Origin of the sequence: Parabacteroides sp. ASF519 (assembly GCF_000364265.2) — a bacterium.
Taxonomy (GTDB): Bacteria; Bacteroidota; Bacteroidia; order Bacteroidales; family Tannerellaceae; genus Parabacteroides; species Parabacteroides goldsteinii.
In genome coordinates, this window is the sequence record NZ_AQFV02000006.1 from 1,314,244 (window position 1) to 1,329,370 (window position 15,127).

Annotated in this window: 13 protein-coding genes; 1 reads left to right on the forward strand and 12 read right to left on the reverse strand. The window is 41.8% G+C overall.

Going from position 1 to position 15,127, the window contains the following annotated elements; genetic code table 11:
• Window positions 1-108: 108 nt before the first annotated feature.
• The 10 genes from C825_RS05095 to C825_RS27605 all read right to left on the reverse strand — a co-directional run bounded on the left by C825_RS05095 (window position 109) and on the right by C825_RS27605 (window position 12,713).
• On the reverse strand, window positions 109-1,416 hold the full coding sequence (locus tag C825_RS05095) for a DUF4933 domain-containing protein (protein WP_010801660.1): 1,308 nt from the start codon (window positions 1,414-1,416) through the stop codon (window positions 109-111).
• 75 nt (window positions 1,417-1,491) lie between these two features.
• Window positions 1,492-2,697, reverse strand: a complete 1,206-nt coding sequence (locus C825_RS05100) for a DUF4934 domain-containing protein (RefSeq protein ID WP_007655390.1) — start codon at window positions 2,695-2,697, stop codon at window positions 1,492-1,494.
• A 170-nt stretch (window positions 2,698-2,867) separates the two neighbouring features.
• Window positions 2,868-4,490 (reverse strand): tetratricopeptide repeat protein, encoded by a 1,623-nt coding sequence (locus tag C825_RS05105; protein ID WP_010801661.1) that lies wholly within the window; start codon window positions 4,488-4,490, stop codon window positions 2,868-2,870.
• A 35-nt stretch (window positions 4,491-4,525) separates the two neighbouring features.
• Complete coding sequence (locus C825_RS05110; protein ID WP_044214922.1) at window positions 4,526-7,213, reverse strand: S9 family peptidase; 2,688 nt, start codon at window positions 7,211-7,213, stop codon at window positions 4,526-4,528.
• Between the two features lie 121 nt (window positions 7,214-7,334).
• Window positions 7,335-9,281, reverse strand: coding sequence for a TlpA family protein disulfide reductase (locus C825_RS05115; protein WP_010801663.1), 1,947 nt, complete (start codon window positions 9,279-9,281; stop codon window positions 7,335-7,337).
• A 20-nt stretch (window positions 9,282-9,301) separates the two neighbouring features.
• A complete protein-coding gene (locus C825_RS05120; protein WP_010801664.1) occupies window positions 9,302-10,531 on the reverse strand; it encodes a TlpA family protein disulfide reductase in 1,230 nt (409 codons plus the stop codon).
• 139 nt (window positions 10,532-10,670) lie between these two features.
• Window positions 10,671-11,345 carry an ABC transporter ATP-binding protein gene (locus tag C825_RS05125; RefSeq protein ID WP_007655383.1) on the reverse strand — a complete coding sequence of 225 codons (675 nt, stop codon included), beginning with the start codon at window positions 11,343-11,345 and terminating at the stop codon, window positions 10,671-10,673.
• 155 nt (window positions 11,346-11,500) lie between these two features.
• Window positions 11,501-12,079, reverse strand: a complete 579-nt coding sequence (locus tag C825_RS05130) for an RNA polymerase sigma factor (RefSeq protein ID WP_010801665.1) — start codon at window positions 12,077-12,079, stop codon at window positions 11,501-11,503.
• A complete protein-coding gene (locus C825_RS05135) occupies window positions 12,076-12,468 on the reverse strand; it encodes a hypothetical protein (RefSeq protein ID WP_010801666.1) in 393 nt (130 codons plus the stop codon). Before C825_RS05135 ends, C825_RS05130 begins: the two co-directional genes overlap by 4 nt.
• A gap of 23 nt (window positions 12,469-12,491) precedes the next feature.
• Window positions 12,492-12,713 (reverse strand): 4Fe-4S binding protein, encoded by a 222-nt coding sequence (locus C825_RS27605; protein WP_010801667.1) that lies wholly within the window; start codon window positions 12,711-12,713, stop codon window positions 12,492-12,494.
• Window positions 12,714-12,869: 156 nt separating this feature from the next.
• Between C825_RS27605 and nudC the strand changes: the two genes are divergently transcribed.
• Window positions 12,870-13,637 carry an NAD(+) diphosphatase gene (gene nudC / locus C825_RS05145; protein ID WP_010801668.1) on the forward strand — a complete coding sequence of 256 codons (768 nt, stop codon included), beginning with the start codon at window positions 12,870-12,872 and terminating at the stop codon, window positions 13,635-13,637.
• A 30-nt stretch (window positions 13,638-13,667) separates the two neighbouring features.
• On the opposite strand, the gene C825_RS05150 is transcribed toward nudC, so the two are convergent.
• The gene (locus tag C825_RS05150; protein WP_007655374.1) at window positions 13,668-14,495 is read right to left on the reverse strand and encodes a hypothetical protein; all 828 of its coding nucleotides are present in this window, start codon (window positions 14,493-14,495) and stop codon (window positions 13,668-13,670) included.
• A gap of 18 nt (window positions 14,496-14,513) precedes the next feature.
• Complete coding sequence (locus C825_RS05155) at window positions 14,514-15,020, reverse strand: hypothetical protein (RefSeq protein WP_010801669.1); 507 nt, start codon at window positions 15,018-15,020, stop codon at window positions 14,514-14,516.
• Window positions 15,021-15,127: the final 107 nt, after the last annotated feature.

Consider the following 15,127-nt stretch of genomic DNA (forward strand, 5'->3'; position numbering starts at 1 on the left):
TAACTGATAGGTTAATATTGTTATCCTTAATAAAAAGAGTGAATAAGGCAACCGATTATCGTATATCCCAATTAATTCAATTAGTTTACCAGGAAGGTGACAGGATCCTTATTTGACAACAATCATTACATTCTGATTGTCCGGCAGATCACTGAGGAAGTTTTTAAGAGTTTCCTGTTTAGGGGAACCGGTTAGTTTAATTCCTTTTTTCAGTTCACCGGCCGGTCGGATCATGTACATATATTCATCTGTTTGACCATCGGGCCAGAAAGGCAAGCCTCCGTCCAGGTCGTTTGTCATTCCTGTAGCTGCCAGAGGCAATGCTCTGGTCTGACGTTTGTTCTTCAGATAAACCATCAGATAATCTTCGGATGGAAAATCCTGATTCTGCTTGTCTTTGTTGTCCAGCCATCCGGATTTGTTACTTTTACCCTCCCTGTGAACTTTCAGGAATACGGCTTGCGAATTTTCCCGTAAATTATCCACCCATGCTTTATTACGCTTATCTCCTCTATTAATCACATAGGTTGCCGGTGCCTTGTATTTGCCTAAATGGATGGCATAGACCGGAGCAATGGTCTGCTGATCCAGCAGTCGGTAAACCGTATCGCAATAGGTCGCTGAAAATGTCGGTTTGTTATCATACAGATATGATGTATGGAAGAGTGTGAAATTGTAAAAGTTATCGCTTTTAATAGTACCAATGGAATCGATCCCGAAATAAAAATGGCAGAGAGTATCGCCCTTTAAATTGAAAGTGTTAACTCCATAGTCAAATCCGGTCCCAGGGTAAAAGAAGCGGCCGACAGACATTTCCGGAGTGAATATCTCTACCCAGTTTTTCAGAAGACGGCGGTTTGGCAATGAGTCCGGATACAGATAATGCACCCTGGCCAGGACACTGTCCAACGGAGGAAGTTCTCCTATATATTTGGTTGAATATCCGGTTTCCTGATTCAGTTTCTTTAATTGTACGTATAACCGGGTAGTCTTTTTATCATAAAACAGGTTATTACCCGATTCATTGTCCCGCCAATTACTATATTCTGTTTTCAATCCGACCCGTTTCCGTTTTTTCCCTTGCCGGTAAAGGTATAGTTTCGGCTTGTTGAGGGCAATGAAACCACCCTCAACAGCAACAACTTCGGTCACTGGATATTTATCGTCGCCTACCTGATAATATTCGATGGTCGATGCCACTTCACTTAACCGGACAGGAGATGATGTGGAAATAGCTGATTCGACATCTATTTTAGCTGTAGGTGTTGAATGGTCATACCTGGCTGTATATTTCGGACTGGCAGGCTGGTAAGCAGTTTCTTCAGTAGTAGAGGATTCTGTTTCATTTTTTTGCTTACAACCGGATACAAGTATCAAAAGAGCAAAAAACAAGCAATATGAGATGTTCTTTATCATAATTATTTCTTTTTATTTCTTCAGGCGACCCAGAGGAATATAGTTGTTATCATTTTTGTTCATTATACCCGCCATCTAATGTTTTAATTTGGCTAAAATGATGATATTATTATCATTTTCATGTATTGACTCTGCCAATGTAGTCAATTCTGCTTTTTCTTCTTCTGTTAATTTGTTAGACTTTAGAGCATTTTCTAACGTGCTTTTCAGGTTAGCCGGTTCTATATTCTGGATAAAGTAGCCATTATAAAAAGAGAAAATAGGCCAGCCGATTTCCGTGTATCCCAGATAATTATTATATAATCGGAAAAAAGCTCCTTTTCCAGTTCTTTTGTCTACAATATAATAGCTGGGAGATGATGATACAAATGAAGTAGCTGATACTTGCTTCGGATAGGAAGCCTCTCCTATATAATGGTTCGGAAGTTCGATATAGCCGTGCCAGGGGATCGGGTCTTCACTGAAATTCATGGTGAAGGTTGGAGACAGGCGGTTATTGCGGTAATCGTAGCGGTAAAGGCTGTCGACGCGTGTTGGTACGATGCAGAGGATATTTACGTCAAAAATACCCGGTACATTATTATATGTACAGACCTCATTACTGTAATCTTGCGGTGCAGCGAGATGGCCGGGTTCGATATAATCTTTCCTGTTCCCGTGAAAATCCTGTGTCCATGCTACTGCCGGCATGTCGGGGAATGGAAGTAGAACAACTGCAACCGTCGAATCCTGAAGGTCTACATGGAAAGTGCCTTTGGGAGCCCGCAGACAAAGTGGTATTGTAGGTTGGGGATTACCCTTCAGGTCATAGACCAGTATTTGGGCACTTTGCCAGGGCAATATATAAATTCGGTCGTTTTCTTCGTCTATATTAGCGTCATAAACATTCAGGTATTCGTTGGGGCCTTGTCCGTATGATCCGATCGTTGTCAGGAAGTTTCCTTTCCGGTCGAAGAGTTTGAAAGGATTTTGTTTGTTGTTCCATGCTAATAAATAATTATCGGAAACGATTACGCGTCCTTCGCTGATCAGCGCTTCATCCCGGTTGTCCAGATGAATGATCTCTGGTTTTTCCGTAAGATAAGTGAGTAGAAGGTGTATGGAGTCGGTCAGTAATTTCTGATCGCATGAAAGAACCTGGTCATCCCCCACCTGTACAAAAGTACCGACAACGGGTGAGTCTTCCAATCCGTTATTGAATGATGATTTATTGCCACTTTGACACGAGACTATCAATAGTAAGCAAAGTAAACCAGTAATAAGATTTCCTACCTTCTTCATAATGTTGCTGTTTTAGAATGATGTTTGATGCAAATATATCCTTAAATGTTGATAACAGACTAGAAAGTCAGTTGACATTTTAGATAATACTGAAAGGAGTAATGGGTAGATATATAGATGTTTACTATCTGATCGTAGTAAAAATGAATTGACATTTCCTCTTTAGCAGTTTAGAACGCATTCAAAAGATCATCCAGAGACAGGTTATCATCCTCAACTCCGAACTTCTCCCGTTTCATACGTGCTTTCTTTTGGCTGATGGCCGAAGGAGTGATATAATAGATGGAGGCAAGGTCTTTCGTGCTGATCCCGCTTTTCAACAGGCAACAGAAGGCGATGTCTTTTGTACGGAGTAACGGATAAGTATTTTTTAGTCGTTCGGCAAAGCCGGACCAGATATTATTCACAGTTTCGATCAATTCGTCTATCTCTTCCGATGTTAACCTCGATTTGTTATCATCTGTGTTTTCTTTTGCTTTTCCGGAAAGGGAAGGAATCTTTTGGGATGCGGACAGACGGCGGAACAACTGTTCACGTAAAGCCGTAGCTCTTTCACGTAAGGATATCAATTCCCGTTCTTTCTCTAATTGGGCGACCTGGTTTTTTAGTTCCTGTTCTTTTAATTGTTGTTCGCCGATGATTTTCTTTTTCCGGAGACGGTTGTAGACAATATACCAAAGGGTACAGGCTGTAATCAATATCAGACATAATGAAAGGAGGTAGATATCTTGTTGCTTCTTTTTGAGTTTTAATTGGTTGTTTTCATTTTTGAGCAGTTCTTCCTGATATCGTTGTGTCATTATCTGTGATTCGGCATCACCGGATATGTTGCTGAAACTTCCTTCATAGTTTTTCCAGGCGTAGTATATTTGTTCGTCTGTTTTGTTTTTTTCATATAGCCGGGCCAATAGTTGATAGGCACGGGTTGCAACATAGGTGTTTGTGCTTTGTATTGCTTTCTGTAGGTAAACCCTTGCCGAATCGGTTTCGCCGGATGCAATGTATATTTGGGCTTGAGTAAGCATATGATATGGATAACTAGTCCGGGTGTTACATAAACTCTGACTTGCTTTCAATGCTTCCGTTGCGTTTCTAATATTTCCCTTTTCTTTTTCAATTTCGCTTATTTTTTGATAGAAAAAGGCTGTTTGTTCCCTTGATTCGATTTCCAGTGATTTCCGGATGGCTTTTTGGTAGTAGATGATTGCACTGTCGGTTTGTTCTGAATATCGATATGCCTGTCCGATTTCTGCTAATACTTCTGCCTGGTAAGCGGCAGGGATAAAGGCACTGTCTTGTAATGACAGTCTATGCTGCTGCAATGCCTGTTTTGCGTTGCCTTTGTACAGAAGGGCAAAACCGCTGTATTCGTATAATCTGGTTCGTACTACAGGATTTGTTGCAAACGGAATACCCAGGGTAAAGAAGGAGTCAGCCCGCATATAGTTCGCCGTTTGCATATTGATAAACCCACTCCAGAAACAAGCATTAGAGGTTTTGGCTGAATCATTGTTGGCAATGAAAATATCAATAGCTTTTGTGAGCAGGGAATCTGTCCGTATGGCCTGACCTTTGCGGAGTCCAGCAATAGTCTGAAACAGATCGTATTTCGCTTTAGGATAATCGGCCAGCTGGTCAGGGTTCTTTATCTTCTCCAGAAATATTAATGTACTGTCCGGCTTTTTGTCCAGATAATTTTCAGCCTGTTCCAACCAATACTCTGTTTGTCCGCCCGTACAGGCCGACAAACAGAGTATAGATTGTATAATTAGTAGCCAAAAAGTATTTTTCATGGAGATACCGGTTATTTGAAGCAAATGTAATGCTTTTAGTATCCCAATTCAAATTCCTGATCGACTGCCGGAACTCCTTCGTCCATCCATTTGGGCATTGGTTGCTTGTTCAGGTAATGCTGGAAGAACTGATACATACGTTTCTGGAAATCTATCCGGTTTGCCAGACGCATCGGCCAATGAACTTCTCCGGTATAATTGAGTAGCCACACCGGTTTCTGTAAACGTTTGAGTGCTACAAAATATTCTATTCCCTGATACCAGGGTACATGACCATCGTTGTCGTTATGCATGATCAGGATGGGAGTTTCTACTTTATCCATGGTAAACAACGGAGAGTTTTCCATATATTGCAATGGAGAGTCCCATAAAGTTCCGCCGATACGGCTTTGTCCGTGTTCATATTGGAAAGAACGGTTCAGTCCTGATCCCCAACGGATTCCTCCGTAGGCACTGAACATATTGACGACCGGAGCTCCCGATTCGATAGCGGCAAACAGGTTTGTCCGGGTAGCAAGATAAGCAACCTGATATCCGCCCCAGCTGTGACCTTGTGCACCGATCGCTTTTTCATTTATGTATCCTTTGGCTATTAATGAGGTAATACCCGGCATGACACAGTTGAAACAACTTTCTCCGGGATAACCGTCTACATAACGTACATCCGGATTGAAAATGATATAACCATTGCTGGTATAGAAATGATAATCAATCGTGGAACGATGCGGTTCCGGCATATGGTAAGCATAAAGCGTTTCTGAATTACGTTCGTAGAAGTTTACGATTACCGGATATTTTTTGTTCGGATCGAAGTTCTCCGGTTTATAGACAACTCCTTCCAAAGGTGTTCCGTCCAGGGAAATCCAAGAGACGAGCTCGGCTGTACCCCAATTCAGATTTGCTTGTTGTTCTTCTCCGTGGGTAAGCTGGATGGACTTTTTGAAACTAAGGTCAGAAAGCCTTATATCCGGATATTGCTCAAATGTTTCGGAGGTATAGATCACTGCATCCGAATATTTCGCTTTGACGGGTGTTTTCAGCATGAAGTTTCCGGTCAGCAGGGCTTTCGGTGCTTTGGGGGCAGAGAGATGGGCACTGTAATATCCGGAACCTTTTGTCTTTTCATTGAACACTTGTAATAACTGTGACTTTGTTATATCAATGAATTTTTCTTCTTTATCTAATCTGATCAATCGATATGAAAGTTGTTCCTTTCGTCCGTTTACTGTCAGGTTTACAGGAGCTACTTCTGCTGTAGGATCGAATTTCCAGATATCATAACGGTCGTATATCAGGAGGTTGCGGTCATCAGCTGTCCATCCGGCCAGACCGTGAGGTGACGGATAGTCCGGGACGTCATTGTCTTCATCCCAGGCGGCAAAGGTTGCGGGAGTTGTCAGACGGTATTCTTTTCCGTTTGCCAGGGAATAGGTATACCAGGAACTGTCTTGTGCACAATACCAATAAGCATATGTCCCTTTGGGGGCAAGTTGCATATTGCTGTTGCTTGCTTTTTTTATTTGCCGGCGTTCTCCGGTTTGAAGATTAACTGTATAGATATCATAACGGCTTCTGCCTTCCCACATCTGTTCCGTTGCATAGGGTTGGTTTGTCGATAACAGGGCGATCGGTGCATTACCTTCATCGGCAGTGATCAAATGAGGGATTTCCTTGTCTGCTAGTTGGAAGAGGGTGTTGCCGGAAATATTATAAACGGCAGTGTAAGTTTTTTTCAGGTCTTTTTCTTTATTATATACTTGTTGAGTATATTGTACACCCTCATCCCATTTCCAGATTTGTACGTCGGGACGATTTTCTGCCAGTACGGTAGTATCTTTTTGCATGGGAGCCGGTGCTGTTCCGAAGAAAATACGTTCAGAGTTCTCTGAAAAACGGATGTCACCGTTTTCGCTGATCACCCAGCCTTTGGGTATGAAGTTTTGTCCCTTATCAGCAACGATGCGGGCTCGGGTATTATTTTCTGCCAGATAAAGTGAAAATTGCGTATTGGTTGAGTCTTTATCCGGACAATACAGGAATGCTATTTTATCACCTGTTTTATTGAATGTTGCTTTTTTAATTACACCTTTACCTTCAAAAATAACGGTATGCCCTTTCTCCGGGGTAAATGTGGATAGGGTGGAATCTGTCGTATAATATAGAATGTTTTCTTTTTTAGCGAAGCCGAACTCCTTGACATCGGCAAACCGTACCTCTTTTGCTCCGTCCAGCGAACGCACATGGAATACAGTATCTGATTTACTCTCTCTTTTATAAGCAATCCAGTCTGCACTCTCAGAAAGTTTATATGATTTCAGGGAGTCTATCGTTTCTTTTTTGTCTGAGAGATTGAAGATGACGAGTTCATCCAACGGCATATCTTCTTTTTTGGTCTTTTTCAGTTTCAGGGCTTCTACTTTTTCAAGTTCCGGCTTCCTGGTAACCAGCAGGTAACCGGAAGATGCAGAAAATTCTGCCTGTGCAGCCGGAAGAAAAGAAGCTGTCATTTCTCCTTTGGCATTGTACACGAAAATACTGGCATCTCCCCACCAGGGTTCCATCTTACAGGCTACCCATTTCCCGTCGTGGGAGATTTTTTGTTCCGTAATACGTTTCCAGCTAACCATTTCATCGAATGTCATCGCTTTTTTTACTTCCTGTGCGGAAGCACTGCAATAAACACTCAGACAAATAAAAAGTACCCATTGTTTGAAATATTTCATGCCAACCATTATATATGTTATGTTTGTGAATGCAATATTACGACTTTTTGATTTTACCGCAAAAAAAAGCGGAGACCATTACCTGATCTCCGCCCTTATAAATAGTATATTCCGGATTTTCTTATTTAGCCAGTTCTTTATCGATCATCTCTTTCATCTTGTCCACTCCCATGAAACCGACCTGGAAGTGAACCGGAGTACCGTCTTTCGCCACTACCATGTAAGAAGGGACACCATTGATACCGAATTTCTTTCCCCAGTATTCCCATTGTTCGGCAGTAACACGATAGTGTTCACCCTTGATGTCCGGGATCATTTGTTCCCAGGTCCCTTTCGGAGAGTTTTCGGCTGCCAGGTAGAGGAATACGACGTCTTTTCCTTCGTATTCTTTCTTTACCGGTTCTGTCTCTTTCATTGCCATCCGGCAGGGACCGCACCAGGTTGCCCAAAAGTCAACGAAGACAACTTTGCCGCGGTAAGGTGTTGTAATTGCATTGAATAATTCTTCGGATGGGATATCCGCAATGTTCACACGGTTGACGGTATAGCCGGATTTCTTTTTGTTTTCCTCTATTGTCAGTTTCAGTTTCTCATTCATTTTGATAAGTTCCTCTTTGAGTGCCGGATTCAATGTATTGGTCTTTGCCAACTCTTGTTCGTCTAAAGGACGGAACTCGCTGATAGAAGCTGCCAGTTTTTGTGCGGCTAACATATCGAAAAGAAGTCCTTTATCGGTTCCCATAATCCGGGCAATATCAGCTGTATTGTCTGGGAATTTTTCGTCTTTCTCTAGTTTGATATCTTTTCCGGTAAAGTTGGTAAACTGAAGGCCTCTTAACAAATAAGCCGCATTACCATTATAAATAAAGTAGGGATCATTGGATAACAGTTCCGGCAAGAAATTGAAATAATCCTGGGTTGCAATTGGCTTTACATAGTTGACCAGAACAGAATCTTTGGGGATTTTGTTCGTTTGCCGGTAAGCATATTCAATTGCTCTGTAACCAAGTAATTGATCAGCCAGTTCATGCTTTAGTTTCATGGCAATCAATTGACGATGTGCATCGCTGATTCCTGTCAGTTGATTTAGCTGATCGACGGCTTTCTGATATTTTTCTGTCCAATATGTTTTATATTGATCAACCGTCATTGTACTGATGTCTTTCATCATCTGATCATATTCTTCCTGACTTCTGACACTGAATGAAGGTTCTTCAACCGGATTATTGGCGAGGTCGTTGTTTATATCAGCCAATGCTCCGGTGAAATAGAACTTGTTTCCTAATGAAGGCTTGGAAGATTGTATCTTGGATTGTGCACGACAAATTTCCGGCATATTAATTTCGACAGAAGTTGTTTCTCCCGGTTTTATATAGAAACGGGTATGAACAACTGAGTTTCCGGATAATACTACACTTGAAATATGTAATAAAGGAATTTCCAGTTTAAAACTTCCATCGGGCTTAACATTTATGGTGTTCTGGTCTGCACCGGCTGTAAGAATATTGAATACCCATATAGGCAGTTCTTCATCCATCCCCGGTTTGTAGCCAATAAATTTACCGTTTAGTGTGGCAATACCTGATTTCAGTTCCGGCTTTTCCAGGACAGGCGCTTTCTCCGGTTTCTTTACGTTGGGAAAGTCTACTGTGGGTGTCTTTCCATCCAATCGTATACCCCAGATCTTGAAAGCTCCTTTGTCGTTACCTTCGATAAAATCGATTGTCTTTGTATCCTTCGGAAGGGGAGGGAAAATCAAACGGAAAGAGGCCGTACCTGATTCCGGCATCCAAAATTCCTCATTAAGCTTAATACCATCGCCGGCTTTGATCCGGTAACTTTTACCATTGGCTTCCAACGTCGTTTCATCAACGATCTTGATCCAATATTGGGGTCGGTAATAAGCGTCGACATACATGATGGTGGCTGTGTCGTTCAGAATAATTTTCTGAAATTCGAGCGTATTGGTGTTGCGTACTTCAAAAGCCGGTTGCTCCACTACGCGATCCTGAGCGTGCAAACTTGTGCAACAGAGGAATAGAGTGAGTAAACTGATAATGTGTTTCATACCTTTATTAATTTAGATTGTTAGTCTTTTATAAAACTCTTGAGTTCTTCCAGAAGAGCGTCTTCCCTATATCCTTCTTTGATTTTCAGGATAAGACCTTCCGGCGATATATAAACAAATGTAGGAAGAGATTTTAGTCCGTAGTGTGCTGCTATGCCACTCGAACCTAATCCATCAGACAATTGAAGCCAGTAATTGCTAACGGGACTTTTAGCAACTTCTTCTTTCCAGACGGAAACAGGATCTACAGATACACTGATTACGATCACTTTTCCTTTGTATTGTTCTGCTATTTTTTCTAGTTCAGGTAACGCTGCGACACAGGGACCGCAAGCCCGGCTCCAGAAATCAAGAAGAATATAACTTCCTCGGTAATCGGAGAGGTGGTGGATTTTGCCTTCAACATCTTTTAATTCGGCATCATAGATTTTGTCTCCGGTCTTTACTGTTGATGAAATAGATAACAAGGATATTATTTCCTGTCCCAATTGAGATTGTTTTTGCTCATCAGTCAGTTTGCTATATACAGTAATAATGAAAGTCCGGACTTTAGACCTTTCAGTCTCTTTTAAATTGTTCAGTCCTGCCAGGCTCATGGAGTTGTCCGACATCGAAACCAGTTTGTTAAACTTTCCTTCTTTATAACATTTGGCTGCATTTCTTAATTCTTCCAGTCCTGCAAGTGTTATGGGATTTTTCAACATTAGTTGTAATTCTTTGTATAGGATGACTTCATCATGGATACTATTTATCTTTAGGCGCAATGAATCGAACTGCTGCCGGGGATTCGGATTTTTGCCATCGGCATTAGTCAGTATTTTCATGGCTTCGGCTGTCAAATCATGAATTTGCATTGCCTCTTTTTGAGTCGCTTCTCTGAAACGGTTTAATTCTATCTGTTCCGGGATTGGAATATCGCTTTCTGTCTTCCAGGTTTGTACATAAGGAGCTTTTCCGGTAATTTTAATGTTAGCTCCTGGTTTTACCCAAAACTGATAGCCGGTGCGGTTAACAGTGAGAAACATTTTGGTAATAGTGTCGACCTCCCTGGTAATTTTGAATTTACCATTTGTCATTGTAAAAAAGTCATCGCCCTGCATTCTGGCTGTATTTCCTTTCATTTCCGCACAACTGAGAGTAATACTGTCTGGCATATTCTGGATATCACCTTCGATTGTACATGTTTTTTGTCCATAAGCGGAAGAAACGGTTAAAAAGATTCCAAATAATAATAGACCTAGTGCTTTCATGGATAATTTGATTTGTAGTTAATGCCGGCAATGTACAAGTTTATTTGGATTTGATATACTGGGAAGTACGAATATTTCGTAGACTACAACATCTATTAACATGTTGCAGTCTACTCTTTGACTTTTGTAACATTTGTAATTAGATTACCGTCTCCGTTACCACCTGTCCGTCGAACAGGTTGATGATGCGTGAAGCATAGCCGGCATCATGCTGGCTGTGGGTTACCATGACGATGGTTGTTCCTTCCTTATTTAGTTCGTTGAGCAGGTTCATTACTTCCTGGCCGTTTTTACTGTCCAGGTTACCGGTTGGCTCATCGGCAAGGATTAGTTTGGGGTTGGCTACCACGGCACGGGCTATGGCAACGCGCTGTTGCTGACCTCCGGATAACTGTTGAGGGAAATGTTTTTCACGATGGACGATTGCCATACGTTCCATGGCCTCTTTCACTTTCTGTTTGCGTTCGGAAGCCGAAACACCCATATAAAGTAGGGGAAGTTCTATATTTTCATATACGTTCAATTCGTCGATCAGGTTGAAACTCTGGAATACGAAGCCGATAATCCCTTTACGTAATTTTGTACGTTGTGCTTCCGTATATTTGGAAACCTCTATCCCGTTCAGGTAATATTCGCCGGAAGTCGGGTTGTCCAGTAATCCCAGGATATTCAGCAGCGTAGACTTACCGCAACCGGAAGGTCCCATTATCGCTACAAACTCTCCCTCTTTAACTTCAATATTCACCTTGTTCAAGGCCCAAGTTTCAACTTCCTCTGTACGGAAGATTTTTTCTAATGCTACTGTCTTAATCATGAGTATAAGAATTTTAATTTACTAATGAAAGAACAAAAGCTGTGCCAATATTGTAAGTGTTTGATTTATATTGTATTGAAGTTTTGGACTCTCTTCGGCGTTGTGCATATCCGCACGGATATAGTTCGGAAACGCACTTTTAGGGAACAAGTTGTTTACAAAATATCTTCATACAGGTTATATAATCTTTTCCTGAGAAACAAGACTGCATATCTTTTCCTGGAAATCAATGTATTGACCGGTATGCCGGTCGATTCTGAAATCTCCTTGAACGGAATGCCTTCCAGTTCCGTCAGTTCAAAGACGGCCCGTTGTTCGTCCGGCAGTTCCAGTAATGCGTGTTCCAACTCTTCCCAGACGGTAGAACGGATATAATCCATTTCCGGCGACTGGTCTTCGTCGGGCATGAGTTCCGCCAGTTCTTTCAGGAAAGTGCCGTCTTCTTCGCTGGCAGAGAGATAGGGCATTTCTTCTTCCCGGTGTTTGCGGCTGCGGTCGATGATCTGACTGCGGGCCACAGAATATAACCAGGCGGCGATCTGTTCGATCGGACTGTCCTCCTGGTCATATTTCATGAACTGGTAGAATACGTTTTGCAGGATATCTTCACTGTCTTCTTTGGAGGACACACGCCTGGAGATAAAACCTTTCAGCTGTGCCTGGTATTTCCGGAAGATATCCGCAACCCGTGTGTTCTGCTCCGAAGCGGAGCGGTTTTGAACTATTTCTTTCATTGGGCATTATCACCTGAAGATGGCTCCTGTGTATTAAATCTGCCATTGCGGAAATCAGCCATATGTCTGCGGATATGTTCCCGGCGCTCTTCCCAGGGCATATTTTTCATCTGCTCGTGGAAGCGGTTATGCTCTTCCCGGTTACCGAAGAAAAAGCCTCCGGGATGATGACCGAAAGGACCGAAATGTCCAAACCCTCTGAACCTTCCGAATAACAGCCGGCAAAGAACCATCAAACCAAGCGCCTGCCAGTAGTTAATGACCGACCAGCCGATAACGGCCGGTATCAGCCAGTTCCACAGATACATAACTCCCAGGCTGGCCAGTGCAAACAGCCCTATAAAAAATAAAAAGATGAACGCTCCTCTGAATACTCCCGGATTTCTCATTGTTATTTAATTTAATATGTTTATTACTCTGTTATTAATTCAATTGCATGGGTTTTGCAGACATCGACACAGTTACCGCAGCCTACACAGCTTTCGGGATTGACCACCGTTGCATAGCTGCAACTACCGTTATTCACCATTTTCAAAACCTCTCTCCGGCATCTCTTCACACACTGTCCGCATCCACTACACTCATAAGCAAAGACTTGTAAAGATATGACTTCTTTTCTCTTTCTTCCGAACATTTTTCGTTTCCGTTTTAATAATTAAAAATCTATTAGTAAGACATGCCTTCTATTGTTGTAGACGATTGAGCCGGAAGAATATTTTAAATAGAAATATTTTTTTGATGTATATCCTGCATTAGTCAGTATATTTGTGCCGTTCAAAAGTAAAAAGTGATGAGCAATGTAAATAATGTATACTGGTTTATTTTCTTCAACAACCAGTTACTGCTTCAGAAAAAAGGTGAAACATATACAATCCCTTATAGTATCAATCCTCCTGTGCCGGTTAAGAATGTGCTGGAAGTCAGTTTATTGGAGGATATGCCGGCTTGTACGGCCTCTGTGGATACACCGCTGGAAGAAACGGCTGAATACCTTCCGATGGGTTTGCGGGCATCCTACGATTACCTCGATCCTATCTTACATAAAATAGCCGGAAAAGCGTATGAGTTGATTTATTGGGACCAGCATAGCCGCTTTTGTCCTTCATGCGGAACGAAAACTGTCATGCAGACAACTATCTCCAAACAGTGTCCAAACTGTAAATATGAAATCTATCCGGTAGTCTCTCCGGCGATATTGGTACTGATCCGCAAAGGAGATGCTATACTGCTGGTCCATGCTCGGAATTTCAGAGGTTCTTTCTATGGTCTGGTTGCCGGTTTCCTTGAAACGGGAGAAACACTGGAAGAATGTGTAAGACGGGAAGTTATGGAGGAGACAGGATTGGAAATTAATAATATTACCTATTTCGGGAATCAGCCCTGGCCTTATCCGAGTAACCTGATGGTCGGGTTTATAGCCGATTATGTAAGCGGCACGATCCGTTTACAGGATGAGGAATTGAGCGAAGGCGCTTTCTTCACTAAAGACAATCTGCCAGAGTTACCTCGTAAACTCAGCCTTGCGCGGAAGATGATCGACTGGTGGCTGGAACAGTAAAGTGTAAGATCGTATAACGGCATAATATGCTTATTGAGCATTATCATATTCATATTGTGCCGTGAAGTTTGATCTTGAACTGTATAATACCAGTTCGCTCGATTCGGATCGGATAAGGTTATAATTGCTATCGTATGTATTGATCACTTTTCTCAGGGCTTCGCCGGTCGGGGAGAAAGTCACTGAACGGGTATTCAATCCGTCGATAAAAGAATGCTGTGTATAGTTGATTAACTGGTTGTTTGCCATATAATGACATTCCAGTATCAGTTTGCCGACCTTATCATACGAGTGGGTCGTATAGTTTTCCAATACTCCCGAAGTCCCGTAATGCTCTTTCCGGTCAAGCATATTGTTTTTGTATTTATATAATGTATACTCCGACTGGGATATCACCGGATAATGGGTGATTTTTTTCTCTAACTTGCCATCATTCGAATAGATATATACCTGTGTCTGAAGATTGATAAATCCTGTAGAGGTATTTTTGTTCGCATTAAAATTGTTGGTCATGACCAACTGCTTATCTACGTTATATTGATAAACATTGTAACCGAGAGTATCGGTAATTGCTTCCCCTTCAAACAGGCAGTTAGAAATCCTGGATAATTGACCCTCGTCATTATATTCGTAAATCTTGCCGGAATAAGCGGAGTTGCTGGCGGGCGAAATCATCCGTTTTAACCGGGCATTGTTAAGCGACAATCTTTGGGGAACATCGTCATTTACGAATGCCACTTCCGGATTCTCGTTGACCGGAAGTTTGTCGAGATCGGAAGAGTCGCAACTGGTGATCCCGCTTATGAAAAACAGGAGGCAGACCAGTAAAGTCCATATATGTGTAGTTGCGATCGTCATTGAGGGGATGGTTTATATTTATTGGGTATCTAATGCATCGAGCCATATATCCAGGCATAATTGAGGATAGAGATAGAAACTTTCCTCCAAAGTGCCGGTTGCTCTCATCTGTTCCGCAATCTGATCGGCAATAGCCGGTTTGGATGATACGAGAATGTCACTGATGATGTTAGAGAAAAAGCTCAGTCTGCTTTTCAGGAATTTATCCATCAACAGATAATAGATATGGGGTGAGGAAGAAAGGAGAAAGTTTTTAAAATCCTTATATTCTTCCGTTTCCATATAAGTGTACGGAGAAGTTATGTGATCCATTTCATCACATTTCTCCTGGAATAAGTCGAATTTCTCCTTAAATGTTCTTCTCTCGGATTTGGAGGATAATTTCATCCCCTGGTTAATCCTCAACCGCAGGTCGGGAGTTACCTTATACACATCCGGCTCCTGGAAGTCTTCGCTGTCACAGGAGGTGAAGAATAGTAGGGCCAATGAGGCAAGCAAAAGTGCCAGTATCTGTAATTTAGTCATAATTGTCCGTCTTTTTTTATATTATTTCTTAACTTTAAGACGCAATATTTCAAGGAAATGCTGCATCTTATCCGATTAATTTATTAATAGTCTTTAATTATAAAACG

Excerpts from the sequence above, each read along its gene's own strand:
- C825_RS05095 (WP_010801660.1), bottom strand. The coding sequence starts at position 1,416 with ATGATAAAGAACATCTCATATTGCTTGTTTTTTGCTCTTTTGATACTT.
- C825_RS05100 (WP_007655390.1), bottom strand. The coding sequence starts at position 2,697 with ATGAAGAAGGTAGGAAATCTTATTACTGGTTTACTTTGCTTACTATTG.
- C825_RS05105 (WP_010801661.1), bottom strand. The coding sequence starts at position 4,490 with ATGAAAAATACTTTTTGGCTACTAATTATACAATCTATACTCTGTTTG.
- C825_RS05110 (WP_044214922.1), bottom strand. The coding sequence starts at position 7,213 with ATGAAATATTTCAAACAATGGGTACTTTTTATTTGTCTGAGTGTTTAT.
- C825_RS05115 (WP_010801663.1), bottom strand. The coding sequence starts at position 9,281 with ATGAAACACATTATCAGTTTACTCACTCTATTCCTCTGTTGCACAAGT.
- C825_RS05120 (WP_010801664.1), bottom strand. The coding sequence starts at position 10,531 with ATGAAAGCACTAGGTCTATTATTATTTGGAATCTTTTTAACCGTTTCT.
- C825_RS05125 (WP_007655383.1), bottom strand. The coding sequence starts at position 11,345 with ATGATTAAGACAGTAGCATTAGAAAAAATCTTCCGTACAGAGGAAGTT.
- C825_RS05130 (WP_010801665.1), bottom strand. The coding sequence starts at position 12,079 with ATGAAAGAAATAGTTCAAAACCGCTCCGCTTCGGAGCAGAACACACGG.
- C825_RS05135 (WP_010801666.1), bottom strand. The coding sequence starts at position 12,468 with ATGAGAAATCCGGGAGTATTCAGAGGAGCGTTCATCTTTTTATTTTTT.
- C825_RS27605 (WP_010801667.1), bottom strand. The coding sequence starts at position 12,713 with ATGTTCGGAAGAAAGAGAAAAGAAGTCATATCTTTACAAGTCTTTGCT.
- nudC (WP_010801668.1), top strand. The coding sequence starts at position 12,870 with ATGAGCAATGTAAATAATGTATACTGGTTTATTTTCTTCAACAACCAG.
- C825_RS05150 (WP_007655374.1), bottom strand. The coding sequence starts at position 14,495 with ATGACGATCGCAACTACACATATATGGACTTTACTGGTCTGCCTCCTG.
- C825_RS05155 (WP_010801669.1), bottom strand. The coding sequence starts at position 15,020 with ATGACTAAATTACAGATACTGGCACTTTTGCTTGCCTCATTGGCCCTA.